The following is a 24,613-nucleotide window of genomic DNA, read 5'->3' as shown; positions in this document are numbered from 1 at the left end:
CGCGGCGGCTACTCTCCATACTTCTCCTGACGCTTCCCCCGCGAAGGAATCCCGTGCAGAACGACACCGACTCCCGCCTGCGGCGGTTACGCGGCCCCGTGCAGCCCAAGCGGCACAACGCGCGCACCATCGCGGCACTGACCAGCAACCCGGGCTGCGTACGGCGCGGCCTGTGCGACGCGGCGGGTGTCGACAAAGGCGCCCTCGCCGAGCGGCTCGACTTCCCGGTCCGCTTCGGCCAGTCTCAGTTCGCCATCACTCGGGGCAACGCCTTCGAGGCGCAGGTCAAGGCCGACGGCTGCGCCGAGTTGGTGACCCTGCTGCGCGAGGTGCTCGACCTGGACATCACCGAGGTCGGCTACACCAACTTCGACGAGGTCGGCGGCAACGACAGCCAGGACCTGCGCCATGCCCACTCCCAGGCGACGCTGCTGGCCGCCGCGGCCGGCCGGGACAATGCCGGGACGCTGTTCGACCATCCGCTGCTGCGGCTGGACGTCGCGGGCGTTGGTGTCTACCTCGAACCGGACCTCATCGCGTTCCAGCACGCGGGCATCTTCCACGTCATCGAGATCAAGTCGTTCGCAGTGATCGACGGGCAGGCCGACGGCGGCAAGGTCGCCTCTGCCGCGATCCAGTCCGCCGTGTATGTCCACGCGCTGCGCACCCTGCTCGGCAGCGACGACGCCGTCTCCTCCGACATCGTGCTGGTCTGCCCAAAGGACTTCTCCAACCGGCCCTGCGCCACCAAGGTCGACGTGCGCAAGCAGCTCATCGTGCTGCAGCACCAGCTCAACCGGCTCGCGCGCATCGAGGCCCTGCTCGACGCCCTGCCGATCGGCGTGTCCCTCGACCTGGCCAAGGACGACGACGGGCAGCCGGTGCTCACGCGCGCCGAACTGGTCCAGGCGATGGACTGCATCGAGGCCCGGTACTCACCCGAGTGCCTGGCCAACTGCGAGCTCGCGTTCTTCTGCCGCGACGAGGCGACCGGCGGGACCGCCACCCTGGGCAAGAGCGTGCGTGAGGAGCTCGGCGGCGTCGAACTCGTCAATGTCGCCCTCGGCCTGGCAGCCGGGAGCCTGGCAGCCTCGGACGAGCAGGCTGAGATCGCCGCGCTGCTGCGTGCCGCGGCCCGTATCTACCGCGAATCCATGTCGCCCGGAGGTGGGGCCCAGGCGGCACGGGTGGCGGCATGAGCGCCATCACGTCGTATGCCCGCGCCCTGGCCGTCAACACGCAGACGGCGCAGCCGACCGCGACGGTGCGCCACGTGCACCTCTCCCACCGGCCACTGGTGTTCGTGCCGCTGACCCTCGCCGGTGAGGCCAACGCGCCACTGGCCGCACTGGTCGGCAGCGCCGAGGACGACCCGACGCTGCTCGTCGTGCCGCAGCCACGCGACCGCGGCCAGCGGTTCGCATTCGCCGCCGAGCTCGCCGACCTCGTCGTCGGCTACGTCAACTCGTGCGCAGGAGCCGCCGACGAGATCAAGGGCAAGGTCTGCTTCCGCGACGCGCCGCAGCTGCTGGTGCCCAACCGGGCCGGGATCGGGTTCGTCCGACTGTTCGGCCGCTCCACGCGCTTTCGCAGGACGACCGGCCCGTACGCGGTCAAGCCCGACGTGCCGCTGCTCGGGCGCTGGCTGACCTGGTTCGCCGAGCGCTCCGAGCACCCGGGCGCGGCGTCCCTGCTGGCCATGACCGAGCAGCTGTCCATGCACTGGGCCACCGGGCAGAGCGCCGTCGAAGACGCCAACCTCGCCGCGCTGCTCGGCTGGATCAGCCCGCCGCCCGGCCGCACCGGGCCGCAGGCGGCGCGGGACGCCGAGGACCCGCTGCTGTGGCCGCCCGCCGGACCGGTCACCGACCCGACATTCGACAACGATGTCCTCGCCCCGGCGATCCGCCGCTACAGCGGCACCGATCCCGGATCGCCCGGCCAGGCCCGTGCCGTCGAACTGCTCCGGGAAGCTCTCCACGGCCAGCTCGCGCCCACCTGGCAGCTGATGTGGCGGGGCATCGCCCGGCTGCGCGAACTGGAGCCGGGCGCGTCGGTCGAGGGCCGTTGGATTGAGGACCGCAAGTCGTTCACCTGGTACCACGAGAGCGTCGTCGACGGCGGGCTGCCGCAGGCCCGGCGCGACGGTGCCATCGCCGCTGCCCGGCGGCTCAACCGGCTCGAACGTGAGCAGGTCGAGTACGACGTCGCTCGGGCCTTCGACGACCCCCTCGTCATGGCCAACCACCGGGCTGCCGGGGAGGCATTCCTCGGCACCGTCAGCGAGGTCGAGCGGGAACGACGGGTGACCAACGACAAGGGCAACGCCGTCACCCGGCCGCTGGTCGTGCTGCACACCGCCGACCCGGTGCTGATCGGACGCGGGGCGGAGGTGGTGGCGACGAGCCGCCAGTCGCAGAAGGCCGTGGTCGTCTCCGTCGACCGCCAGGCCGACTCTGCCGTGGTGACGCTGGAGATGCAGGGCGGGTTCGGCAAGTCCAAGATCCCGCCGCCTGGCAGCATCCCCGAACCCGGCGAGCGGCTGGTCTACAGCTCGGTGCTGTCCGACAGCATCCCGTCGCCCAGGCTGCCCGACGCAGAAGACACCCCGTGGACTCACGGCGGACCGCCCCAGCCATACGTGCCCACCGACGAGGACGCCACGGAGGTATGGGAATGAGCGACTTCAACCCGGCCGCCCAGGCCGAACAGGTCATCACAGCCGTGCTCGCCGACCTGCGCTCCGGCGCGCACCGCGGTGTGGTCGTCGACTCGCCGCCTGGCGCGGGCAAGTCGACCCTGGTCGTACGCGCCGCGGCCGAGCTCGCCACCACCGGCGACCCGCTGATGATCGTCGCGCAGACCAACGAGCAGGTCGACGACCTGGTCGAACGGCTCGCCGGTCCGCTACACGCGGCGGTGCCGGGCGCACGGGTCGGGCGGCTGAGCCGGAAGGGCTACGAGGCCCCGGCCCGCATCGCCGGGCTGGCCAACGTCGATGTGGACAGCGACCTGGCCGCGCTCGGGCGGCCTGCGGTGACGATCGCGACCGCGGCGAAGTGGGCCCACGTCAAGGATCACGCATGGCGGTGGGCGATCGTCGACGAGGCATATCAGATGCGCTCGGACGCGCTGTTGGCGATCGCGCCACGGTTCGAGCGAGCGCTGTTCGTGGGCGACCCTGGGCAGCTCGACCCGTTCTCGATCGTGGAGAACGACCGGTGGCGCGGGCTGTCCTGGGATCCGATGCAGAGCGCGGTGTCGGTGCTACTACGCAACAACCCGGAGCTGCCGGTGCACCGTCTGCCGGTGTCTTGGCGGCTGCCGCATACGGCCGAGAAGGTCGTCGCTGCGGCGTTCTACCCGTACACCGGCTTCCAGTCGGGGACGGGGCCGGGGGAGCGGCGGCTGACGTTCGCGACCAAAGGGTTCGGCGACACGTCGTACGACCGGGTACTGGAGCATGCCGCGCAGACCGGGTGGGGGCTGCTGGAGCTGCCGGCGCGGCACACGATGCGTACTGATGCCGAGGCGGTGTCGGCGGTGGCGGAGCTGGCGCGGCGGCTGCTGCAGCGCGGCGCTACCGCGCATTCCGAGCGAGGGGAACAGGCCGTGACGGCCCAGCGGATCGCGATCGGGGCCGCACACCGGGACCAGGTCGCAGCCCTGCGTGCGGCGCTCGGGAATGACGAGGTCACGGTGGACACGGCCAACCGGCTGCAGGGCCGGGAGTACGACGTGGTGTTCGTGCTGCATCCGCTGTCCGGGCGACGCGATGCGACCGCATTCCACCTGGAGGCGGGGCGGTTGTGTGTGCTCGCGTCACGGCACCGGCATGCGTGTGTGATGGTGGCCCGGGCCGGGATCCGGGAACTGCTCGACGCACACCCGTCGAGCGAGCCGGTGCACCTGGGAGAGCCGGTCAAGTTTCCGGATGGGTGGGCAGCCAACCAGACGGTCATGGCGCACCTGGAAAGTCACCGGGTTCGCGCCTGACACGCCTACCGGATGGGGTCGTCCGGGGTGACCTATTGATTTCCGGCCCCCAGCCGGCAGTCAGCGAAATTGATTCACTCTCGGATCTAGTCAAGGGCGTCCGTGTCGCCGGCGCGATAATCACGAAGTTTCTGCAACTCGGCGAACCGTCGGAGACCGCGCACAAGTACTACGCGTGAGCTGGGGTCGCTTGATCGTCTGCGGCGGCAAACGATTCTGAACCACTAGGTGGCGTGAGTGGGCCGGGGAGCCTATGGGCGGACCGCCATCCAGGTCAGACCACGGAAAGCTAGCGCTTCAAGACCATCCGGATGGGTGAGTGCAAGGTAGCGGTGTCACCTCTACGTTCGAGTAGATCACCATGAACCTGGCATGATCCTGCTCCGGGAATGGCCGCATCGCGACCGTTGCCGGAGCAGCACGGTAACAAGATCTGAGAAATGCAGTACGGACGGAGAAAACTGAAATGGGCGGAGACGCCGGCATGGCCGAGAACCTTTCGGCACAGGATCGGCTGCTGCAGGCGACAATCCGTCAATGGCGTGACAGCCTCATCAACCTCTCCGGCACGAACCGGCTCCTCAACTTCCGGCTGAGCAAGTCGGGTGCGGTCCGGGTGTTCGACCCGGCCGCGACAGAGGTTCTGGCAGGTCTGGGCGCCGGCCGCGACTTCCGGTTCCGTCCCGCAGAGGAGGGCAGCGACGGGTTCGGGGAAGCATCGACCGAACCAGGCCGCGTGCTTCCCGCAGCTGATCTCGACCTACCGGGCAGGGCGTTCCGAGGCGACGTCCTCCGTACGGACAAGCCGTTCGGTGATCTGAGTTCGGCACTCCGCAACCTCATGCGGCGGTCGAACCAGGAGTTCCTGGACCGAGGACTGTGGATTCTCTATCTTGCCTTCGGCTCGCTCACCTGGACCGACGGTGACAAAGCCAAATACACCAGCCCGTTGTTGCTCGTCCCGGTCCGGCTCGTTGCGACCGGCACGCGGCAGCTGCCCCTGTTGCAGCGTGCGGAGGAAGACCCGGTCGTCAACCCGGCGCTGACGCTCAAGCTCAGCCAGCTCATGGTCACGTTGCCGTCCGTCGACGAACTCGAGGACGTCGCCTACGCCGACTTCCTGGCCGACGTGCGGGCCGCCGTGGCGGGGCACGCCGGCTGGCGGGTCAACGACGAGGTCACGCTCTCGTACTTCTCCTTCGCGAAAGAGGCGATGTACCGGGACCTGCTCGACAACGAGGCCTCCGTCGCAGCGCACCCGGTGATCCAAGGGCTGGCGACGGGTGGGCGGGGCTCGGGAGGCGGCGGATTCCTCTTTGAGGAGCTGACCGAGGAGCGGATCGACCAGGACATGCCGGCCGAGCGGGTCCCGCTGGTGCTCGACGCCGACTCCTCACAGCGGGCCAGCGTCGCTGCCGCTCTGGCGGGACACTCCTTCGCCATGGACGGCCCACCTGGAACCGGGAAGTCGCAGACGATCGCGAACATGATCGGAGCGCTGCTGCACGCCGGAAAGCGGGTGCTGTTCGTCTCCGAGAAGGCCGCGGCGCTCGAAGTGGTCCGCAACCGTCTCCACGACGTGGGACTCGACGCCTACCTGCTGGAACTGCACTCGCACAAGGCGACGCGGAAGGAGGTGGCGTCGGCTCTGGGGCAGGCGCTGGAGACCGTTCCGATCGCCCCGAACGGGATGAACGACCTCGACCTCGACAATGCCCGGCGCCGCCGCGAGGAGTTGAACGCGTACGCCGAGGCCATGAACGTGCCGCGCGCGCCGCTCAACTATTCGCTGCACGACGTCCTCGGCATGATCGCCAACCTGCAGGACGTTCCCGCCGCTCCGATGAGCGGCATCGCGCCGGTCGATCTGACTGTCGAGACGTTCGGGTCCGTGCGGGCCACTGCTGCGGCGCTGGCCCGGGCCTGGCGCCCCGCTGCTCAGGGGCGGTCGTTCGCCTGGCGTGGGGTCACGCACCGTGGTTCTCTGGACGCCCGTCTCTACGCAGCGGCGTCAGCGCTCGACGCTTTGGCCGGCGTCACCGCGGCCCATGCGCCACTGGCTGCCGCGTTCGGCGTCAGCCGGTTGTGCCAGGCGCCCGCCCTCACCCGCATCGTCGCGCACTGCGCCGTGCGGCCGGCCGCAGTGCCGTCGCAGTGGCTGACGGCTGCTCAGCTCGACCCGGCCATCCAATCCGCCGATCACCTGACCGCAGAACTTCGCGAGCTTGCCGACCGGCAGGACGCGGCCAACCGTGCCGCCGGTGTGCCCTGGTCCGAGCTTCCCGCCGCGGGTGCCACGCCGGATCTCGACACCTCGGCGCTGGAGAGCCTCACGGTCCCGCCACTGCACCTCGCGTCGCTGACCTCGGAGCAGGCTGCATTGCTCGCCGAGACGTTTCAGCGTGACACCGAGACACTGCGCGCCGCGGGCCGATCGCTCAGCGGGCTGGCCGTCATGCTGGGCCTGCCGCCCGTCGTTTCGTTCGAGGATGCCCGGGCGACCCTCAGTGTCGCCGGTCTCGGGCGCAGCGAGAACCGTCCCGATCGTGCGTGGCTGTCCGCTGAGGGCCATGCAGCCGCCGGCCAGGCTGTGCAGGCACTCCGACAGGCCATCGCCGCGCTGTCGGATGCGGAGCGGTCGGCGGAAGCGCACTACACCGATGGCGTCCTCGCGGCGGATGCCGAAGGGCTGGCGCACCGCTTCTCGCATGAACACCGGGGCCTGAAGAAGCTCAGCGGCGCCTATCGTGCCGACAAGCGTGCCCTGGCAGCGTTCACCCGTGCGGGTGTGGGCTGGCAGTCGGCGCGCGATCAGCTGACGTTGGCAATCGCCCGCAAGCGGGCTGCGGCCGCTTTCGACGAGGCGCAGACCCGGTATGCGAGGGAACTGGGAACCTACTACGCCGGCCGCTCCACCGACTTCGACCTGATCACGCGGGCGTTGGCGGTCGCGGGCACCGCGATCAACCAGGCACGCACTGGGGACCTGGCGAAGCTTGCTGATCACATCGCCCGTGACGGGATCCCCAACGCCAGCGTGCTTGCCGTCGCCGACGAAACGTCCGCACGCCTGCAGGACTGGCAGTCGCGCCTGGCGCCGGAGCCGCTGCCTGCCGCACGGCCGGAGCTCGTGCAGCTGCCGATTGCAGAGGCGGCAGGATGGCTGGACAGCCACCAGGCCCCGCTGCGAGCGGCGGCTGCGCTTACCGGGTCGGTCAGTCAGGCGGTGCGCCGACAGCTGACCGTCGCCGAGTCGCGGCACCTGCTTGAGCTGCGCGCGTCTGTCGACGCCGCCTACACCGCGCTCGCAGCACGCGGACAGGGCTACTCGTCGACACTCGGCTCGTTGTATGCCGGTGAACGGACCGACCTGACGGCGGTGTACGCGGCGCTGGAGTGGGCGATGCAGATGCGGGCCTGCAAGAGCGGCTCCGATTCACCACTGACGGCTGCTCAGTCGCAAGCGCTTGACAGCGTCGTCCCGACGCCGCAGCTGGATGAGATCGAACGACGGTGGGCGGGGGCGCGTGCCGACCTGCTGGCAGCCTTCGAGCCGGGCCGGCACGCGGAACTGGGTTCCGAACTCGACGACTTCGCGGAGGCCGGCGACCTTGTCGCGGCGTTGCGTGAGGACAGCGCCGGACAGGACGAGTGGTTCGCGTACCAGGGCGCCCGCGCCGGGCTCGTCGCCGTGGGACTTGAGACCGCCATCGACTTCTGCATCGCCGAGGGCTTGAGCGCCCGGCAGGTGCCGTTGGTCCTTGAGCGCGCCCTGCTCCAGGAGTGGGCCGACCACCACCTGCACCACGATGCGGCCCTGCGCCTGGTGCGGGCCGAGGACCGCGACTCGCTCGTGGCCGAATACCGGAGCCTGGACCGTGCGCTCATCGCGGCGGCGACCTCGCGGATCATCACAGCGTGCAACGCGCGCCGACCTCGGAACAACCTGGGGGAATCCGGTGTCATCCGCCGTGAGGCGGGCAAGAAGAAGAAGCACATGCCGGTGCGGCTGCTGTTGGAGCGGACGCGCAATGTCAGCCAGGCGATCAAGCCGTGCTTCATGATGTCGCCGCTGGCGGTGAGTCAGTATCTGCCGTCCGACATGCGATTTGATGTCGTGATCTTCGACGAGGCAAGTCAGGTGGCACCTGCCGATGCCGTCAACTGCATCTACCGGGGCGGCGCGCTGATCACGGCCGGTGACCAGAAGCAGCTCCCGCCGACCAGCTTCTTCACTGCAGGGGTCACCGACGACGGCGACGAGTGGGATGAGGAGGCCGAGGACGGTGTCGACTTCGAGTCGGTGCTCGACCTGATGAAGGGTTCGGCGGAGTTCCGCGCGCTGACGCTGCGCTGGCACTACCGGTCCCGGCACGAAGCACTCATCGCCTTTTCGAACTCCTCGTTCTACCAAGGCCGGCTCATCACGTTCCCTGGTGCCGAGGATGTCGGACAGGATGTGGGCGTGGAGCTCTTCCACGTCGCCGGGTCCTACCGGCGTGGCTCGTCGCGCGACAACCCGATCGAGGCCACCAAGGTCGCCGAGAGGGTCATGCATCACTTCACCACCCGCCCGCACCTCACGCTCGGTGTGGTCAGCTTCTCCGAGGCGCAGGCCGCGGCCATCGAGCATGCTGTGGAGCAGGCCCGCCAGGACCGGCCGGAGCTGGACAAGTTCTTCACCGACGATCGGCTCGACGGCTTCTTCGTCAAGAACCTGGAGTCGGTGCAGGGCGATGAGCGCGACGTGATGATCTTCTCGATCGGGTACGGTCCGGACGAGACGGGCAAGACGACGATGAACTTCGGACCGCTGAACCGGGTCGGCGGGTGGCGGCGATTGAACGTGGCCGTCACTCGGGCGCGTTTCCGCAACGAAGTCGTCGCGAGCGTGCGGGCTTCGGACATCGTCGCGGCAACCGGCAGCGAGGGCCTGCGGCATCTGCGCCGCTATCTGGACTACGCCGAGCGGGGCTTTGCCGCCCTGGCGCTGGAAACCAGCACCGGCGGCGACGCCGAATCACCGTTCGAGGAGTCTGTCATCTCAGTGATCCGCTCCTGGGGCTACGAGGTGACCCCGCAGGTCGGCGCCGCCGGCTACCGGATCGACATGGGCGTACGCCATCCGGACCGCCCCGGCGTGTATGCGCTGGGCGTCGAGTGCGACGGGTTCCAGTACCACTCCTCCAAAGTCGCCCGGGACCGGGACCGGCTGCGTGACCAGGTGCTACGCGGCCTCGGGTGGCGACTGCACCGGATCTGGGGCACCGCCTGGTACCGGAACCGCCTCGGAGAGGAGGCCCGCCTGCGTGCCGCGATCGAGAAGGCGCTGGCTGCTCCGGTACGGGGGCTTCTGTCCAGCCTGGAGGACGTGATCGAGCGTCCCGCGGTCACCACCGAGTCCGCAGCGCTGGACCTGCAGCCGGTCTGGGTGACGCCGTACCGGACCGCGGTCGTGGAGCGTCTGCCGTACTGGGCCGATCCTGGTGAGCCCGGCAGCGCTCACGCCATGCGGACCGGCGTCGCCGAGGTTGCGGCCGTCGAAGGGCCGGTGCACATCACGGTCATGCACCAGAGGCTGCGCGACAGTTGGGGCATCGGCCGGGTCGGGTCGCGGATCCGGGACAACATAGATACCGCGATCCGGCACGCGGGCCTCGACCGTGACGGGGAGTTCGTTCGGGTGCGGGGCGCGGCGGTCCGTGAGGTCCGTAGCCCGGTCGACGCCTGCAGCCGCAGCGTGGAGCAGGTCCATGACGACGAGCTGGCACTCGCCCTGACGAACCTGGTCCGCGATGCCGGTGGTGTGGCCCGCGACGAGCTGAGCGCACACGTGGCCAGGCTCTATGGTTGGACCAGACGTGGGCCGGACATCACCCGGCGATTGGAGCTGCTCATCGATCGCCTCGTCGTCGACGGTGCATTCGTCGCCAACGGTTTGAGTCTGTCCCTCGGGCGTCAGGCGCCAGACAAACTCTGATCAGATGATTGCCGGCCGGGCACAGAACCGCTGTGCCCGGCGAGGAGTACATCATCGTGCTCGCTGTGGTTATGGGCGGCGGGGCGCATTCTGAACCGGAGCATGGTCCTGAGAAGCGTCCCGTCTCGCTGAGGACGGCCAGGCGAGAGTCAGGTCGATCACCCCAGACGGCTGATGTAGATCAAGCCGGTCACGCCGGAAGATCACGGACGAGGCGGCGATACCGCCCGTCCGGGCTGAACAAGCGGTGACACTCCTGCAGGATGGCGGGCCCGAGCGATGCGACGGCTGGGGGTTGGATCCGAGCGCAAGCTCATCAGGATCGTGCAACAGGCTTTGTCGATGGGACCCGCGTCGCCGGATGTGATGCCGACGGCGGTTCGGCCGGGTTACGTGCTGCCCGAAAAACCCATGCGAGGGCAATCATGTCGCAGAGACTTATAGCGGCAGGTTGTCGGTCTCACCGAGTGGGACGCTCCTCGAGCGGCAACGGAGGTCGGGAAGGTGGCTGATTTGAGGATTAATCATCACAATTGCTGGCATGAAAATTTCGAGGGTGCTCGGTGGCGCGGGTCGGCGAATGCTGGCCGCGGTTGCCGTGCTCGCCGTGGCGACGGGCACCCTCGCAGCGTGTGACAAAACTGCTGAAACGGATGAAAAACCTCCCATCCGGCTCGGGGCGCTGCTCCCGCTGAGCGGATACTTCGCCCCGACCGGGCAGCCGATGGCCGACGCGTACAACATGGCGGTCAAGGAGGCCAACGAGGCGGGCGGAGTACTGGGGCGCCCGGTGGAGATCGTCTTCGGCGACGACGCGTGCGACCCGGCCGCGGCAGTGGCCGGCGCCAACGAGCTCGTCGGCAAGGACATCACGGTCTCGGTCGGCGGCGGGTGCAGCGTGGCGGCCGTACCAAGTCTCAAGATCTTCCACGCGGCGGGCATCCCGATGATCATCCCGGCTGCCAACTCCACCGATCTGCTCGCGCCCGGCTACAACAGCGTCTTCCTGCTCGCCGGCACCACCAAGCTGGAGGCGAAACGCAGCATCGAGGTCATGGCCGAGCTCGGCACCCGGCGGGTGGCCATCGTCGATGACGGCACGAGCTTCTCCGACACCCTGGCGTCGGAGACGACCACGTTCGTCCAGCAGGCCGACAGCGGGACGACCTTCACCGGGCGGCAGCGCGTCAGCCAAGGCGCGACAAGCTATCCCCGGGTCGTCGCGACCGTGCTCCAGCAGCGGGCCGACCTGGTCTTCTACACCGGCTACTACGCCGAGGCCGCCAAGCTGGTCCGGGACCTGCACACCGCCCACTACACCGGCAAGATCCTGCTCGCCGACGCGGGAACGGACCCGGCCCTGCTCAAGCAGATCACCCCGGCCGAGGGGAACAACCTCTACGGTCTCTCGCTGCCCGTGGCCCAGTTCATGCCACAGGCGTCGGCGTGGGCCGCGAAGTACCGCGCCGCCTACGGCAGGGAGCCGGGGCCGTTCACCATGCAGTCGTACGATGCCGCCCGGCTCGCGATCAACGCGATCGCCCGCGCCGGCACCACCGACCGTGAAGCCGTCCGCAAGGCGATCGCCGACACCAAACCGGGCGACGTTCAGCTCTTGTCGGGACCGTCGGAATTCCGCCGGGACGGCACGCAGGTCAACCCGAGCTTCCTGCTGCTGCGGGCCCGAAACGGGGCGTTCGCCCTGGCGGACTAGCCAAGACGCGCCGGGTCGCAGGTGAGACGGACACCCTGCCGTCGAGTCCTGTTGATCATGACCTAGCACCGTCCACCGCCGGATCCGGCAGTTGATGACCACAGCGGGAGTCCTGGCCCGCATCCAGCTCGGCTGGGTGGCCGCCCGCAACGGCTCGGCCTGACCTGCAGCACGCCCGCCGGCACGCGACGGACCGAATGCCGCCGTCACTCGCTACCGCTTGCCGCCCGCCGTGCTGTTTCCGGCTGCGGCACCGGGCGAGCCTGTGCCGCCGACGACCCGGAGGCTACCGGTCGAATGCGGGCTGAGCAGGGTCTTTCGCCTGCAAGGGGCGTCAGCGCGGGCGTCACATCGTCGTGTCAGCGGCCGTGTCAGGACGGCGACGGCCCCGCGACAGGACGTCCCGCGATCGTAAGCGCCATGAACGGTTCAGCCACACAGCCGCAAGGCCCCGAGAGCAACGCAGCACACACAAACTCCACGTCCCGCCCCCCGCTCACCGCATCCGCGTCGAAGGAGTACACCACCATGTCCCTCACCCTCACCCTCAGCGACCAGGACAAGCGCACCCTGCGGACCGCCGCGTACGGCGCGGTCTCGCTCCTGGCAGCGGCCGGTGCCGCCGGCGGCTCCCCGCACCGGATCGCCACCGACGGCTCCATCGCCCTGGCCTCGGCCACCGGCCCGGTCGGCCACGTGCTCGCCGCGAAGACCAGGGACCTGAAGCTGAAGGGCACCTCGGTCGCGCAGATCGCCGACCAGGTGCTGCCCGCCCTCACCGAGGCCATGCACCTGCTCAACCGGCAGGCCCCCGCCGAGGCCGGCAACTTCCGCGACACCGTCCTGCGCGCCCTCGAAGCCGCCACCCGCAAGGACGGGGCCAGCCCCACCACCGCGGACATGATCGGCAAGATCACCGCGGCGCTCGACGCCGCGTGACCGGCTGCCCCGGGGTCCTCGCGGACCCCGGGGGCCCTGGACGCCCGATTCACACAGTTCAGAAGCGGCGGCGAGGAGCCGGCTGCTCCGGGGCACGACACCGAACCGCTCCGGCACCTAACGAATAAACAAGGAGACTCATCATGAACAACGACAGCCGCGGCTTCTCCCCGACGGGGCTGCGCAAGATGCACGACGTGCTGGCACGCCACGTCGACTCCGGCAAGATCCCCGGCCTGGTCGCCCTGGTCAGCCGCGGAAACCAGACCCACGTCGAGACGATCGGGACGATGCGCCACGACGGCGGCCCGCCGATGCGGCGCGACACGATCTTCCGGATGGCCTCGACGTCCAAGCCGGTCACCGTCGCCGCGGCCATGATCCTGCTCGACGAGTGCCGCCTGCGGCTGGACGACCCGGTGCAGCAGTGGCTGCCCGAACTCGCCGACCGGCGGGTGCTGACCCGGATCGACGCCCCACTGGACGACACCGTCGCGGCCCGGCGGCCGATCACCGTACGCGACGTGCTGACCTCCACGTTCGGCATCGGCATGGACATGACCGCGCTGGGCACCCCGATCATGGGCGCGATCTTCGAGCAGGGGCTCACCCCGAACCTGCCCGAGCCGATGCCCGAGCCCGACGAGTGGCTGCGCCGGCTCGGTGCGCTCCCGCTGATGCACCAGCCCGGCGAGCGCTGGCAGTACCACATCGGCAACGACCTGCTCGGCGTGCTCGTCGCCCGGGCGTCGGGCCAGTCCTTCGAGACGTTCCTGGCCGAGCGGCTGTTCGAGCCGCTGGGCATGAAGGACACCGGCTTCCACGTACCCGGTGACAAGATCGACCGGCTGCCGCCGCTGTACGCCCCCGACCCGCAGACCGGGGAGTTCCATGTGTGGGACGACGCGGTCAGTGGACGGTGGGCCCAGGCTCCGGCGTTCGCCGGCGGCGGTGGCGGACTGGTGTCCACGGCCGACGACTACCACGCCTACTTCCGGATGCTGCTCAACAACGGCATCCACGGCTCGGAGCGGATCCTGTCCCGGGCCGCGGTCCAGCTGATGACCACCAACCAGCTCACAGCCGAGCAGACCGCCGCCCGAACCGCCATGGCCCGCGAAAACGTCCACATCTCGTTCGGCCAGGGCCAGCACGGCGGCTGGGGGTACGGGATGGCGGTGCGCACCTATCGCGGCGACTACGCCAACATCGGCCAGTTCGGCTGGGACGGCGGCAGCGGCACGTCGACCTACGCCGACCCGAACGAGCAGCTCACCGGAATCCTGCTCACCCAGGTCGGGGCGTCCGTGCCGGACTCCATCCGCGCCATGCACGACTTCTGGACCACGGTCTACCAGGCGATCGGCGACTGACGTCCGTCTGCGCCCGGTTGGGGGCGCCTGTCACGGCGTTCGACATCGGCACAGGCAAGGCGGCGCGGCTCATTCCGGAGTCGCGCCGCCGGGCGTCTGCGATCGGGACCGGCGATGCGGTCGGTTTCGCACTGCTCGATCATGCCGCGGTCTGAAGTCGGGCTCTGAACTTGCCTCCGGAGGCGGCCTTCGTGCTGGCCACGGCCCCGTTATCAGGTTGTGATGCAGTCGACTTGGTCGACGGACCGTCACGGATCGCCGTCCGCTTTGTGGCAGCCACGCACTGCTGACCGAGTCGGAATCACTGCGGGTGAACGCCGATTCGGCAATGTGATCGGAGTCCGTGAATCAACCGGGCGAAGCAGGCACCCGCGCTGGGCAACCGATGGGTAATGTCCGGGCTCCCATGAAGAGGGGCGCTGACCGGCGGGTGAGAACCGAGGTGGGCGCCCACCCTCTTCTGGGACCTCCCGGCAGAAGCGGGGAGCGGCCGCGGTGCTAGAGACACCGCAGCCGCTGCAGTTCTCTCATGATCTAGGGGACCACAATGAGAACACGAGCGATCGTACACGCTGCGGCGAAGCTGTCAGCCGTGCTGGCCGTCAGCGCCGTGCCCGTCCTGGTAGCGCCGGCCGCCGCCAGCGCCCAGGACGTCGCACCGATGGCCATCACCTGCGACCCCATCGGGGTCACCTGGTTCTCCTGGAAGAACAAGGTCAGCTCCACCGTGTTGACGCACTCTTCGGCCTGGGACAACATCACCAACATCACCCAGTCGGGAGCGCTGCAGACGCAGACCGCGACGGCTGTCACCTCGACGATCACGAACACGGTCGGCACCGGTGTCAGTGCCAAGGGCGTCATCGCCTCAATGGAGATCAATTACAGCCTGCAGCTTCAGGACGCCGGCACCTCGACGACCACGGAGACCGTCACCGCGAACGTGAGTGTCCCGCCGCACAGCACCGTGGTCGCCTACGGCGGCACCATCCGGTACACCGCCGACTACGAGCACTTCAAGTGCCCCTCGGGCGTCGCCGTCCGGGACCAGTACGGCAAGGGCATCTCGTGGGACACCATCCGACGGGGCTGGGTCGACTGCTCCATCAGCACCTCGAACACGCTGGCGAACCTGGCCAAGGCCAAGGAGTGCTGAGCGCGCCACCCGAGCGGCGCTGATCGGCAGGCGGCAGGGCGGTGACGCCCTGCCGCCCTGAATCTGAAGGAAAACCCATGCGCAGACTCCTGATGTCCACCTGTACGGCGCTCGGCCTGCTCGCCCTGACGGCGTGCACGGCGGCGGCTCCGGAAACACCCGCCGCAACCCCGGCGACCCCACCGGCCTCCGCTGCCGCCGCCGCGCCGCTGACATGTGCACAGCAACCACAGCTCAGCTGGGGCGAGCTGCGCTCCGAAGACGTGCTGACGCGGACCGTCGTCATGACGGTGGGCAAGGGTTCGCAGGTGACCGAGTCGACGACCGTGGACGTGACGCAGGTCGTTCCCGGCGTCGTCGGAGCGGACCTCGCCGAGGACTTGAAGTCCTACCTGTACGCCCAAGCCGGTGAGCACACCGGGGAGATCGTCGACGGCGGTCCCACGCCGACCGACGTCGAGGGCGCCTGGGACCCCAAACTCGCCACCCCCGGTCGATACGTCCAGTATCTCGGCGTGAAGAAGCTGACCATCAGCGTCTCCATCGCGTGCGATGGAAGGAACGCGTCGGCGCAGTTGACAGGCTGGCGAGGTTCCCGCGCCGGAATTCTCGAATGCACCGTTACGCCTTCAGCCACGCAGGTCATCGCCAACGAAGCCAAGAAACGCTTCTGCACCGCCTGACCCGCTGCACGGGCACCCTGACCGACACCGGTCAGGGTGCCGGCACCGCCTTCCCGGTGCCTGAAGGTCGTGCGCCCAACTCGGACCAGCCCGTGCCGAACGTACCCACGGCCTCACTTTGGCGAGGTGGCCTACTGCGGACGCGGCCGAAGCTCGGCCCGCAACTGCAGGAACCGGAACAGCCCTGGCCGGCCGGCGACCTCCTGGTACTCGTCGACGACGGCGTCCACGAACGCGGGAACCTGCTCAGCAGGCAGCCGCGACGTCCAGTCCGCGAACCCGACCGTGCACCACTGCGCGAGCTGCTCCCGCGAGCCGAAGTCCCATTCCCGGTCGACGACCGAGCTCTGCACGACCTCCAGACCCGCGCTGCCCGCGATCACGGGCAGTTCGTCGGGCTCGATGTGCACGTACGGCTGAGCGAAGCCGGCGAAGGCCTGCGCCCAGCGCGGATCGCGCACCGTGTCCATCGCGACGTGTTCGATGCTCGGGCGGTCACCCTGGCAGACGAACTGCACGAGCACCCGACCGGTGGGTTTGAGCGCCGCCGCGATGTTGCGGTAGGCGGTCTGCTGCTCGGCCACCCAGTGCAGCGCGTTGAACGAGACCACCAGGTCGAAGTCCGGCCCGAACGCCATCGTGACGACGTCGCCGACCTGGAACGACACGTTGGTCAGCTGGTCGTCGGCGGTGCGGGCCGCCTCGATCATCCGCGGCGACGGATCCACACCGAGCACCGCTCCGCCGGGCACCATCGAGGCGATCAGCCGGGTCACGTATCCGTCGCCGCAGCCCACATCGAGGACCTGCTCGGTACCCGCGACCGTCACGGATTCCAGGCAGGCCGTCGCCATGGCTCGCTGCAACGCGCTGATGTGGGCGTAACCGGCGCCGTCCCAGTCGGCCATCCGCACTCCCGGACGTCATTCAGCTGAAGCACGCCCAGCCGGTACCGGACCGTTCCCGGAGCAGGCTGGCTCGTCATGCATTCTGCCGCCTGCGCCGGGCGGAAACCGGTCGACGCTTTTTCTGGATCGGTTCAAGGCGAAGGGGCCGCGGTTAGCCAGCCGAACCCTTGACCGGCATAGGCCCGGGGGACAGACGACAGATGCCGGTCAGCAGCGCGGCGACGAACGGGTCCTGCTCGAACCGGCCATATCCGCCGCTGTGGCGGTGGCCGCGCACTTCGTAGAACAGGCAAGCACGTAGCACGTCGAGATCGTCGCCCACCTCGGCCGACTCCTGCCAGCGGTGTCTGACGGATCGGGCCAGCCTGCTGAGTCCTTCCATCTCGCCGTGAAGTTCGTAGCCGTTGTAGCTGTGCGCGAACTCGACGAACTCCGAGCTCTCGGCATCCGCGGAAGGCACCCGCACCTGCTTTGCCATGACCGACCAGACCTCCGTGCGCGCTCAGGGCAGGTTCAGCTGCCAGGACACGCCGAAGCGGTCGTTGACCCAGGCGAACCGGGTGCTGAAGCCGTAGTTCGAGGGCGGCATGAGTTCCTGGCCGCCTTCGGAAAGCGCCGCGTGCAGGCGGGTGAGTTCGGCATCGTCCTTGCACCGGACAAACAGCGACAGCGACGGGGTGAACGTGAAGGCGTGCTTGACGAAGCTGTCGCTGCACAGCAGCCGCTGCCCGGCCACCCTGAATTCGGCCAGCTGCACGCCGGTGTGCTCGCCCTGGTGCGGCGTCACGCTGAGGATCTCGCCGTCGTCGAACAGCGAGACGTAGAAGTCCATTGCCTGCGTGGCGGCGCCTTCGAACATCAGGAACGGGGTGATCGCGGGGTCGTCGATGCTCATGACCGAACGTTAGGCAAGTGTCTGCTTGCCTGTCAAGGCGACCCGCGTCGCCTGCCGCGGTCGGGACCCGGCCGACGTCGCGTCGACGGCACCGGATCCCGACCACATTGCCTGCTGCGGTCACCCCACCGGGTTGAAGCCGCGCCCGTCCAGCTCGTTGATGAGCGCGTCGTCGCGGGTCACCTCGATACCGCGCCCGCGCAGCTCGGCGACCAGTTCGGCCTCGCGTTCGACGGGGATGTGCAGGAAGTCGCCGTTGAACGCGGTGAACTCGCCCGCGCCGAACCGGGCCTGCAGGTCTTCGGGCAGCAGGTCGAAGGCCCGGGACGTCACCATGGGCGGCCAGTCGCCGTCGATCACCGGCCCGACCTCCTTGATGTCGAACGCGGCGTCGTCGGGTTCGGTGTTCGGGTCGTCGTCAGGGTCGTCGAACGCGACCGGGTTGTCCACGTGGCGGGTCTGCAGGCGGCGGGCTTCGCCCCAGGTCGCGGCCGCGGCGATCGCACGGATCTCCGCGGCCTCGGCGGCGGCGGTGGTGGCGTCGGCGAAGGCCAGGCTGTCGTGCAGCTCGGCGTGGCCGTATACGAGCCGGATCGGCTCCTGCGAGGCGGTGCTGTTCATGGCGGCAACGTAGCCGAAAAGGATCTTCAAGGGTGACCCCGGACGGGCGACGTTCCGCCAACTCTTGCCGCATGCCAGGCCGGATCCGGACTCCGTTCGGCCGGGGCTTTGCTGCGCCCGGCTGAACCCACGTTCCGAGCGGTTGATCAACATGGGCGTAACCGATGGTGCGGCGGGGGGCCGCCCTTCGCCAGCGCCGACTGCTTACGACACTGGAGCTGCGGGGCTTCCGCCGCAAGACAGACAAGATCGACGGATTGCAGCGCTTCGGCCTGACCATCGCCGTGCGCACCGGCCGGGTGACCCGCGATAGTCACGGCTACCACCGCCACGTGAGCTGAGGCGGCACCGCCGACCGGCTATCCGCGCACCCGCAGCCCGCGGCGGCGGGCGGCCTCGGCGATGCCGTGTACCAGCCGGGCCAGGTCCGCGGCCCCCTCGGCGTCGTCGGCGCGGCGCACCGTCGTGAGGATCGGAGCGACCTCGTCGAGTTCGACGCCCTCACGCAGCAGCACGAACTGCAGCACCAGCCCCGCCAGGCGGGCGTTGCCGTCGTCGAACGGATGGAAGAACGCCACGTCGAGGTACGCCCGCGCCGCGCGGGCCGTCACCGGGACCGCCCGGTCGGCGGTCTGCGCCAGGCACGAGACGAACCGCTGCTCGGTGTCGGCGTGCAGCCCATACCGCTCCCGGCCGTTCTTCGCGTACGCCGCCGCCCGGCGGAACGCCGCGACCGGGACACCACGGCTGACCTCGTTCCAGCGGGCCAGCAGATCCCACGTGAGGTCGGCGTCCGCGGCGGCTTCCCGCCGCACCTGCCGGTATGCCGACAGCAGCCGGTCCGACCGCTGCGGGTCACCCCCGGCCGGTCCGCAGACGAAGGCGGCGAAGCCGTCCCGGACCGCCGACACCGGCCCGGTCGGGTGCGCCACGACGTCGTGCCACGCCACGGATTCGCGCACCCGCTGCCACACCGCCAGATGGTCAGGCGCGGTCAACGGCCACCCGCCGGGCCAGGTCCTCGGCCACCGACTCCACGACCGTCCGCGCGGGCTCCACCCAGCTGTCGAAACGGCCCGCGACCGCGTGTTCGAGCAGCTCCTTCCGGCGGGCGGGCGCGATGCCGGCCGCTTCGAGAAACCAGCCGAGCACGGTCGTGCAGCAGCTGTACCAGCCGGACTCGTACTGCGTGCGGTCACCGACGGCGGTCACCAGATGCGCGACTGCGCGCTCCCAGCCGTCCAGGTCACCGGCGGCAAGCGGCAGGAACCGGTCGAACCGCTCCGCCAAGTCGTCGAGCCACTCGCGCCACTCCACCAGCGCCGCGGCGATCGCGGTCGCGGTCGCCTGCGGGGTGGTGGCCGAGTGCGGCAGGCAGCACCATGCCCCGACCGGGCCGCCGTCGAGGTCGCCCTCGCCGACCGACCAGCGCCAACCCACCACCCACCGCCCGTACCGGCCGACGAGCCCGGCCGAGATGTTCTCCAGCCACAGTTCCCGCAGGCGCCAGTCGGCTCCCGGCGACGGCAACTCGGCCGCCGCGACCAGGCCGCCCACCACCGCCGGGACCGTGCCAGGGTCGAACAACCGATCCGAGACCCGGGTGTCCGCCCAGCTCAGCTCGCGTGGGTGGGGCAGGGGGCGTTCGCGTGAGCCCGCATAGACGGCGACCCTGCCGCGACCATGGACAGCACGCCAGGCGGGCGGCTCATCCGTGGCGTCGGCTGTCGCCGGGGCCGCTGCGGCGAAACGGCCGCGCGCATCTGTGGCGAGCTCCACCAGCAGTTCGTGCCAGGCCACCACGTCCTCGGCGATGCGGGTCAGCGTCTGGTCCGGTGTCGTCACCGACGGGCGTCGCACCCGCCAGACCGGGATGATCCCGCGGTCCTGGAAGTCCTCCATCGCAACCGTGGACTGCCAACCGGCCACCCAGTTTCCGAGGCGCCCGACCAGCGCCTCGGTCATCCGGTCGAACCAGAAGTCGACCAGCCACTGATCGGTGCCGGGCGGCGGGACCTCGGCGGCCGGTGGCAGCGTCCGCACCAGCTCGGCGACCCCCGCCGGGTCGAATTCCGGCCGCGCGGCGGGATCGACGTCGCGCCAGGTGAGCTGCCAGAGCTCCGGAATGTCGACTCGATCAGTTGTCACCCTTTACCTCCCGCACGGCAGCCGACGAGCATAACGGGTCAGGTCCGCAGCCACCTGAATCAGGACCCGAGTCACGGATCGGCCGGCCGCCTGACACCGCCCACCACCCGCGCAGTGTCAGAGCAGGTCCCACCGGTCGAGCAGCAGCGTGAGCAGATACTCGCCGACGAACGCGATCACCGCGAACACGGCTGCCTGCAACCCGGGCGGCATGGGGGAGCGCTGCGCGAGTGGGGTCAGTGAGTAGGGGACCATCACCGCGGCCGCGATCGGTACGCCGCCCAGCAGGCCGAACAGCAGCGTCCCGGCCCCGTACGCCCCGGCCTGATACCACGACAGCCGCAACGCCATGCCGTCGACGAGCCGCACCTCGACGGTGCTGCCCGGGGTCAGCTCGCCGCCGGTGTTGGGCATCGCCACCTTCCAGGGCAGTTGCGCTTGGTCTGCGGGCGTGAAGTATCCGGTGCAGTCGGTCCATTCGGTCATCGTCTCGTGGTCGATGACCTCCGACGTGCAGCCGGAGACCCGGACGGTGCCAGGCACCCCGGCCCACCCGGCGCGGGCGAGCGACTCCGCGCTCAGTTCCCGTACGAGCATGGCGTTGAACCATATCCACAGCAGCACCACGGCCAGCAGGCACAGGCGCACGAGCACGACGGACGCCTTCTCGCGGAAGGTGGCCGCGCTGCTCATGGGGCAAAGCTACCTGCGGGCGGCGAACCTGCGGAACGGCTCGGATGGGACCTGTGGTGAATCCACACAGGACGTTCGCCGCATCGGCCGCTTCCGGAGGTGGCCACGTGGCGCGATTACCGCACCGTCGTCGTGCCTGCCCTCCCGGCAGCTCGTGCGGCTGGGGATTCCCCAGCCCGCGTCGTGCCGGGCGCGGCATCGGATTGTCGTGGCCGGGCGGCCGGTGTGGCCTGCGCCGATCGATGATCGTCATGGGGCGGATTGAAAGTTGCCTCTGGTGTCGCGCAGCGGGGATGTGCAACGATCCCTTCGCATCGCGGTAGGGCGTATCAACGCACCGGACCCACACCCCGTGGTCCCGCGCCGCTATCGCCTCATCCAGGAGGACACCCCCGTGAGACTCGTTCGACCGGCCGGCAGACGTCCGGCCTCGATGGCGTTCGCCGCCGTCGCGACAGCCGCACTCGTGGCGGCTTCGGCGGCAGGCGGTGCGCAGGCCGCCCCGCCGGCTTCGACGGCCACCGCGCTGTACCTCGTCCAGACCGTCAGCGAGCCCGTCGCCAACTACGCCGGTGGCGTCAGCGGCTACGCCGCGACCCGGCCGGCCGCCGGTGATCGCGTGGACGCGCACTCGACCGCGTCGAAGAAGTGGCGCGACCGGCTGCGCGGCGAGCACGACGCCGCGCTGCGCGGCGCGCGGGTCGACACCGCGAAGAAGTCCTACGACTACGGCATCACGTTCAACGGGTTCAGCGCCCGGCTCACCGCGGCCGAGGTCGCGCGCCTGCGGGCAGACAGCGGCGTGCTGCGGGTGTGGAAGAGCGAGCAGCGGACCGCGGACACGATCACGACCCGTGACTTCCTGGGCCTGACCGGCTCCGGCGGGGTGTGGAGCAAGCAGTTCGGCGGTGACTCCCACGCCGGTGAGGGCGTGATCGTCGGCATCATCGACTCCGGCATCTGGGCGGAGAACCCGTCGTTCGCCGCGCTGCCCTCGCCGCGCCCGGACCAGCGGGTCATCGACAAGAAGTGGAAGGGCACCTGCGACGCCGGTGTCGAGCAGCCGATCGCCTGCAACAACAAGCTGATCGGCGCCCGCTACTTCCACGACGACGCCAACGTCAACGACGCCGAGTTCCTGTCGCCGCGTGACTACAACGGCCACGGCTCGCACACCGCGTCGACGTCGGCCGGCAACTCGGGTGTGACGGCGTCGATCAACGGCGGTGTCGTCGGCACCGTGTCCGGTGTGGCGCCGGCGGCGCGGATCGCGGCGTACAAGGTGCTGTGGCACAACCCGGCGGCGGGCAACTCCTCCGGCGGCACCGCCGACATCGTCGCGGCGATCGACGCGGCCGTCGCCGACGGTGTCGACGTCATCAACTACTCGATCTCGGGTTCGAGCCAGTACGTCGTCGATCCGGCCGAGATCGCGTTCCTGAACGCGGCCGCGGCCGGTGTGTTCGTGTCCGCCTCGGCGGGCAACTCCGGTGACACGATCGGCGTGAGCAGCGTGGCGCACAACTCGCCGTGGCTGACCACCGTCGCGGCCAGCACCCACGACCGCGGCAACACCAAGACCGTGACGCTGGGCAACGGTGCGACCTACACCGGTGTCGGCGTCGGCGTGGCCGCGGGCCCCGCGACGCTGATCGACTCGACCAACGCCGGTCTGGCGGGCGCGGACCAGAACCTGGTGAACCTGTGCTACCTGGGCACGCTTGACCCGGCGAAGGTCACCGGCAAGATCGTGCTGTGTGACCGGGGCGGCAACGCCCGCGTGGAGAAGAGCGCGGCCGTGGCCCAGGCCGGCGGTATCGGCATGATCCAGGCCAACACCAGCGCCGCGCAGTCGCTCAACGCCGACTTCCACTCGGTGCCCAGCATCCACCTCGACGCCACCAGCGGCGCCGCGGTCACCGCATACGTCGCCTCGGACGCGAACCCGACCGCGAGCATCTCCGCGGTCAGCACCGACCCGGTGCGCGCCCCGGCCATGGCGGGCTTCTCGTCCTACGGCCCGGCCCTGGCCGGCAACGGCGACCTGCTCAAGCCGGACATCACCGGTCCCGGCGTCGACGTCATCGCGGCGGTCTCGCCGGCCGCCAGCGGCGGCAACCACTTCAACTCGCTGTCGGGCACGTCGATGTCGGCGCCGCACATCGCCGGCGTCGCCGCGCTGATCAAGAGCAAGAACCCGAAGTGGTCCCCGATGTGGATCAAGTCGGCGATGATGACGACGGCCACCACCAAGGACAACACCGGTGCGCCGATCCAGTGGTCGCAGGGCGACGCCACCCCGCTCAACTACGGCTCCGGCCACGTCGTACCCGGCAGCGCCTTCGACCCAGGCCTGGTCTACGACTCGACGCCGGAGCAGTGGCTGCAGTACGCCTGCGGCATCGGCCAGCTGCAGCTGATCACCGAGCCGGAGTTCTGCGCCTCGGTCGGCTCGATCGACCCGAGCGACCTGAACTACCCGTCGATCGCCGTCGGCGACGTCCCCGGCGCGCAGACGGTCACTCGCCGGGTGACCAACATCAGCAAGAACAGCTCGGTGTACACCGCGCAGGTCAAGGCCCCGGCCGGGTTCACCGTCAAGGTCGAGCCCAAGACGCTGACGGTCCCGCCGGGCAAGTCCAAGACCTTCAAGGTCACCATCACCCGCACCACCGCCGCCGCCGGCACCTGGGCGTTCGGCTCGCTGACCTGGTCGGACCTGCGCAACCACAAGGTCACCAGCCCGATCGCGGTGCGCTACTCGGCACTGGCGGCACCGGTCGAAGCCAACGGCACGGGCACCAGCGGCAGCACCACGCTGTCGCTGCGCACCGGCTACGCCGGCACCCTGACCACCGCCGTCGGCGGCCTCACCGCCGCCTCGGTCAGCAACCTGGCCTTCGCCGGCCCGAACCCGACCTTCACGCCGATGGAGTCGGACTCGGTCAAGAAGGTCGCGGTGACGGTCCCGGCCGGCACCGCCGTCGCCCGGTTCTCGACCTTCGACGCCGACGTGCCCATGGGCACCGACGTGGACGTGTTCGTCTACCCCGCCGGCAACACCAGCAGCCAGGTCGCCAGCAGCACCGGCGGCACCGCGCAGGAGTCGGTGACCCTGACCGAGGGCAGCTACGACGTGTACGTCCACCTGTTCGCGGCGTCCGGCGCGGTCACCATGCCGGGCAACGCCTGGGTCGTGCCGAACACGGCGGCCGGCAACCTCACCGCCACCCCGGCCACCCAGACCGCGGCCGTCAACGGCCCGGCGACGGTCACCGCGACCTGGACCGGCCTCACCGCGGGCGTCCGCTACCTGGGCGTACTCGCCTATGGCAACGGCAGCTCGCCCGTCGGCCAGACGGTGCTGTCCGTCAACGGCTGACCAGCAACGAAGTGACAGGGCGCCTTCCCGATCTCGGGGAGGCGCCCTTGTCAGTGCACGCACCTACCGTGTGTTTCATAAGTGATCGGCGGTGTTGGTCGTCGGGCGTTTCCGGTCCGGCTGTG

18 protein-coding genes are annotated in these 24,613 nt (G+C 69.7%); 11 read left to right on the top strand and 7 right to left on the bottom strand.

The features are described from left to right. The first annotated feature begins 53 nt into the window (after positions 1-53). The 9 genes from ACFQO7_RS34530 (at position 54) to ACFQO7_RS34490 (ending at position 15,841) form a co-directional block, all read left to right on the top strand. The gene (locus ACFQO7_RS34530; RefSeq protein WP_376810327.1) at positions 54-1,199 is read left to right on the top strand and encodes a hypothetical protein; all 1,146 of its coding nucleotides are present in this window, start codon (positions 54-56) and stop codon (positions 1,197-1,199) included. Next, positions 1,196-2,680, top strand: a complete 1,485-nt coding sequence (locus ACFQO7_RS34525; RefSeq protein WP_376810326.1) for a hypothetical protein — start codon at positions 1,196-1,198, stop codon at positions 2,678-2,680. The genes ACFQO7_RS34530 and ACFQO7_RS34525 overlap by 4 nt, the downstream gene beginning before the upstream one ends. Beyond that, entirely contained in the window at positions 2,677-3,996 is a 1,320-nt protein-coding gene (locus ACFQO7_RS34520) for an AAA domain-containing protein (RefSeq protein ID WP_376810325.1), read from the top strand. Before ACFQO7_RS34525 ends, ACFQO7_RS34520 begins: the two co-directional genes overlap by 4 nt. Positions 3,997-4,480: 484 nt before the next feature. Further along, a complete protein-coding gene (locus tag ACFQO7_RS34515) occupies positions 4,481-9,976 on the top strand; it encodes a DUF3320 domain-containing protein (protein ID WP_376810324.1) in 5,496 nt (1,831 codons plus the stop codon). A 541-nt stretch (positions 9,977-10,517) separates the two neighbouring features. After that, positions 10,518-11,690 carry a branched-chain amino acid ABC transporter substrate-binding protein gene (locus tag ACFQO7_RS34510; protein WP_376810323.1) on the top strand — a complete coding sequence of 391 codons (1,173 nt, stop codon included), beginning with the start codon at positions 10,518-10,520 and terminating at the stop codon, positions 11,688-11,690. Between the two features lie 528 nt (positions 11,691-12,218). Next, a complete protein-coding gene (locus ACFQO7_RS34505; protein WP_376810322.1) occupies positions 12,219-12,629 on the top strand; it encodes a hypothetical protein in 411 nt (136 codons plus the stop codon). 143 nt (positions 12,630-12,772) lie between these two features. Continuing rightward, entirely contained in the window at positions 12,773-14,002 is a 1,230-nt protein-coding gene (locus ACFQO7_RS34500) for a serine hydrolase domain-containing protein (RefSeq protein ID WP_376810321.1), read from the top strand. 547 nt (positions 14,003-14,549) lie between these two features. Then, complete coding sequence (locus ACFQO7_RS34495; protein ID WP_360524883.1) at positions 14,550-15,158, top strand: hypothetical protein; 609 nt, start codon at positions 14,550-14,552, stop codon at positions 15,156-15,158. A 77-nt stretch (positions 15,159-15,235) separates the two neighbouring features. Next, positions 15,236-15,841, top strand: coding sequence for a hypothetical protein (locus tag ACFQO7_RS34490; protein WP_376810320.1), 606 nt, complete (start codon positions 15,236-15,238; stop codon positions 15,839-15,841). A 131-nt stretch (positions 15,842-15,972) separates the two neighbouring features. On the opposite strand, the gene ACFQO7_RS34485 is transcribed toward ACFQO7_RS34490, so the two are convergent. The 4 genes from ACFQO7_RS34485 to ACFQO7_RS34470 form a co-directional block, all read right to left on the bottom strand. After that, a complete protein-coding gene (locus ACFQO7_RS34485) occupies positions 15,973-16,749 on the bottom strand; it encodes a class I SAM-dependent methyltransferase (RefSeq protein ID WP_376810319.1) in 777 nt (258 codons plus the stop codon). A gap of 151 nt (positions 16,750-16,900) precedes the next feature. Continuing rightward, complete coding sequence (locus ACFQO7_RS34480) at positions 16,901-17,227, bottom strand: hypothetical protein (RefSeq protein ID WP_376810318.1); 327 nt, start codon at positions 17,225-17,227, stop codon at positions 16,901-16,903. Positions 17,228-17,251: 24 nt separating this feature from the next. Further along, positions 17,252-17,644 (bottom strand): VOC family protein, encoded by a 393-nt coding sequence (locus ACFQO7_RS34475; RefSeq protein WP_376810317.1) that lies wholly within the window; start codon positions 17,642-17,644, stop codon positions 17,252-17,254. 120 nt (positions 17,645-17,764) lie between these two features. Beyond that, a complete protein-coding gene (locus ACFQO7_RS34470; protein WP_376810316.1) occupies positions 17,765-18,265 on the bottom strand; it encodes a hypothetical protein in 501 nt (166 codons plus the stop codon). Between the two features lie 164 nt (positions 18,266-18,429). Here ACFQO7_RS34470 and ACFQO7_RS34465 point away from each other — a divergent pair, with 164 nt between their 5' ends. After that, entirely contained in the window at positions 18,430-18,606 is a 177-nt protein-coding gene (locus ACFQO7_RS34465) for a hypothetical protein (protein ID WP_376810315.1), read from the top strand. An 18-nt stretch (positions 18,607-18,624) separates the two neighbouring features. On the opposite strand, the gene ACFQO7_RS34460 is transcribed toward ACFQO7_RS34465, so the two are convergent. From ACFQO7_RS34460 to ACFQO7_RS34450, 3 genes are all read right to left on the bottom strand, one after another. Further along, complete coding sequence (locus ACFQO7_RS34460; RefSeq protein WP_376810314.1) at positions 18,625-19,263, bottom strand: Fic family protein; 639 nt, start codon at positions 19,261-19,263, stop codon at positions 18,625-18,627. Next, complete coding sequence (locus tag ACFQO7_RS34455) at positions 19,250-20,413, bottom strand: hypothetical protein (protein ID WP_376810313.1); 1,164 nt, start codon at positions 20,411-20,413, stop codon at positions 19,250-19,252. Before ACFQO7_RS34455 ends, ACFQO7_RS34460 begins: the two co-directional genes overlap by 14 nt. 117 nt (positions 20,414-20,530) lie before the next feature. Beyond that, on the bottom strand, positions 20,531-21,106 hold the full coding sequence (locus tag ACFQO7_RS34450; RefSeq protein ID WP_376810312.1) for a hypothetical protein: 576 nt from the start codon (positions 21,104-21,106) through the stop codon (positions 20,531-20,533). 394 nt (positions 21,107-21,500) lie between these two features. On the opposite strand from ACFQO7_RS34450, the gene ACFQO7_RS34445 reads away from it, so the two are divergent. Further along, positions 21,501-24,488, top strand: coding sequence for a S8 family serine peptidase (locus ACFQO7_RS34445; RefSeq protein WP_376810311.1), 2,988 nt, complete (start codon positions 21,501-21,503; stop codon positions 24,486-24,488). Positions 24,489-24,613: the final 125 nt, after the last annotated feature.

The organism is Catellatospora aurea, from assembly GCF_042663325.1.
Classification (GTDB): Bacteria; Actinomycetota; Actinomycetes; order Mycobacteriales; family Micromonosporaceae; genus Catellatospora; species Catellatospora aurea.
This window is presented reverse-complemented; position numbering and strand designations above follow the sequence as displayed.

Bases quoted from the DNA above. Each gene is read 5' to 3' on its own strand.
- ACFQO7_RS34480 (WP_376810318.1), bottom strand. From the start codon at position 17,227: ATGGCAAAGCAGGTGCGGGTGCCTTCCGCGGATGCCGAGAGCTCGGAG.
- ACFQO7_RS34515 (WP_376810324.1), top strand. From the start codon at position 4,481: ATGGCCGAGAACCTTTCGGCACAGGATCGGCTGCTGCAGGCGACAATC.
- ACFQO7_RS34520 (WP_376810325.1), top strand. From the start codon at position 2,677: ATGAGCGACTTCAACCCGGCCGCCCAGGCCGAACAGGTCATCACAGCC.
- ACFQO7_RS34500 (WP_376810321.1), top strand. From the start codon at position 12,773: ATGAACAACGACAGCCGCGGCTTCTCCCCGACGGGGCTGCGCAAGATG.
- ACFQO7_RS34485 (WP_376810319.1), bottom strand. From the start codon at position 16,749: ATGGCCGACTGGGACGGCGCCGGTTACGCCCACATCAGCGCGTTGCAG.
- ACFQO7_RS34450 (WP_376810312.1), bottom strand. From the start codon at position 21,106: ATGAGCAGCGCGGCCACCTTCCGCGAGAAGGCGTCCGTCGTGCTCGTG.
- ACFQO7_RS34505 (WP_376810322.1), top strand. From the start codon at position 12,219: ATGTCCCTCACCCTCACCCTCAGCGACCAGGACAAGCGCACCCTGCGG.
- ACFQO7_RS34475 (WP_376810317.1), bottom strand. From the start codon at position 17,644: ATGAGCATCGACGACCCCGCGATCACCCCGTTCCTGATGTTCGAAGGC.
- ACFQO7_RS34490 (WP_376810320.1), top strand. From the start codon at position 15,236: ATGCGCAGACTCCTGATGTCCACCTGTACGGCGCTCGGCCTGCTCGCC.
- ACFQO7_RS34495 (WP_360524883.1), top strand. From the start codon at position 14,550: ATGAGAACACGAGCGATCGTACACGCTGCGGCGAAGCTGTCAGCCGTG.
- ACFQO7_RS34525 (WP_376810326.1), top strand. From the start codon at position 1,196: ATGAGCGCCATCACGTCGTATGCCCGCGCCCTGGCCGTCAACACGCAG.
- ACFQO7_RS34465 (WP_376810315.1), top strand. From the start codon at position 18,430: ATGGTGCGGCGGGGGGCCGCCCTTCGCCAGCGCCGACTGCTTACGACA.
- ACFQO7_RS34470 (WP_376810316.1), bottom strand. From the start codon at position 18,265: ATGAACAGCACCGCCTCGCAGGAGCCGATCCGGCTCGTATACGGCCAC.
- ACFQO7_RS34510 (WP_376810323.1), top strand. From the start codon at position 10,518: ATGAAAATTTCGAGGGTGCTCGGTGGCGCGGGTCGGCGAATGCTGGCC.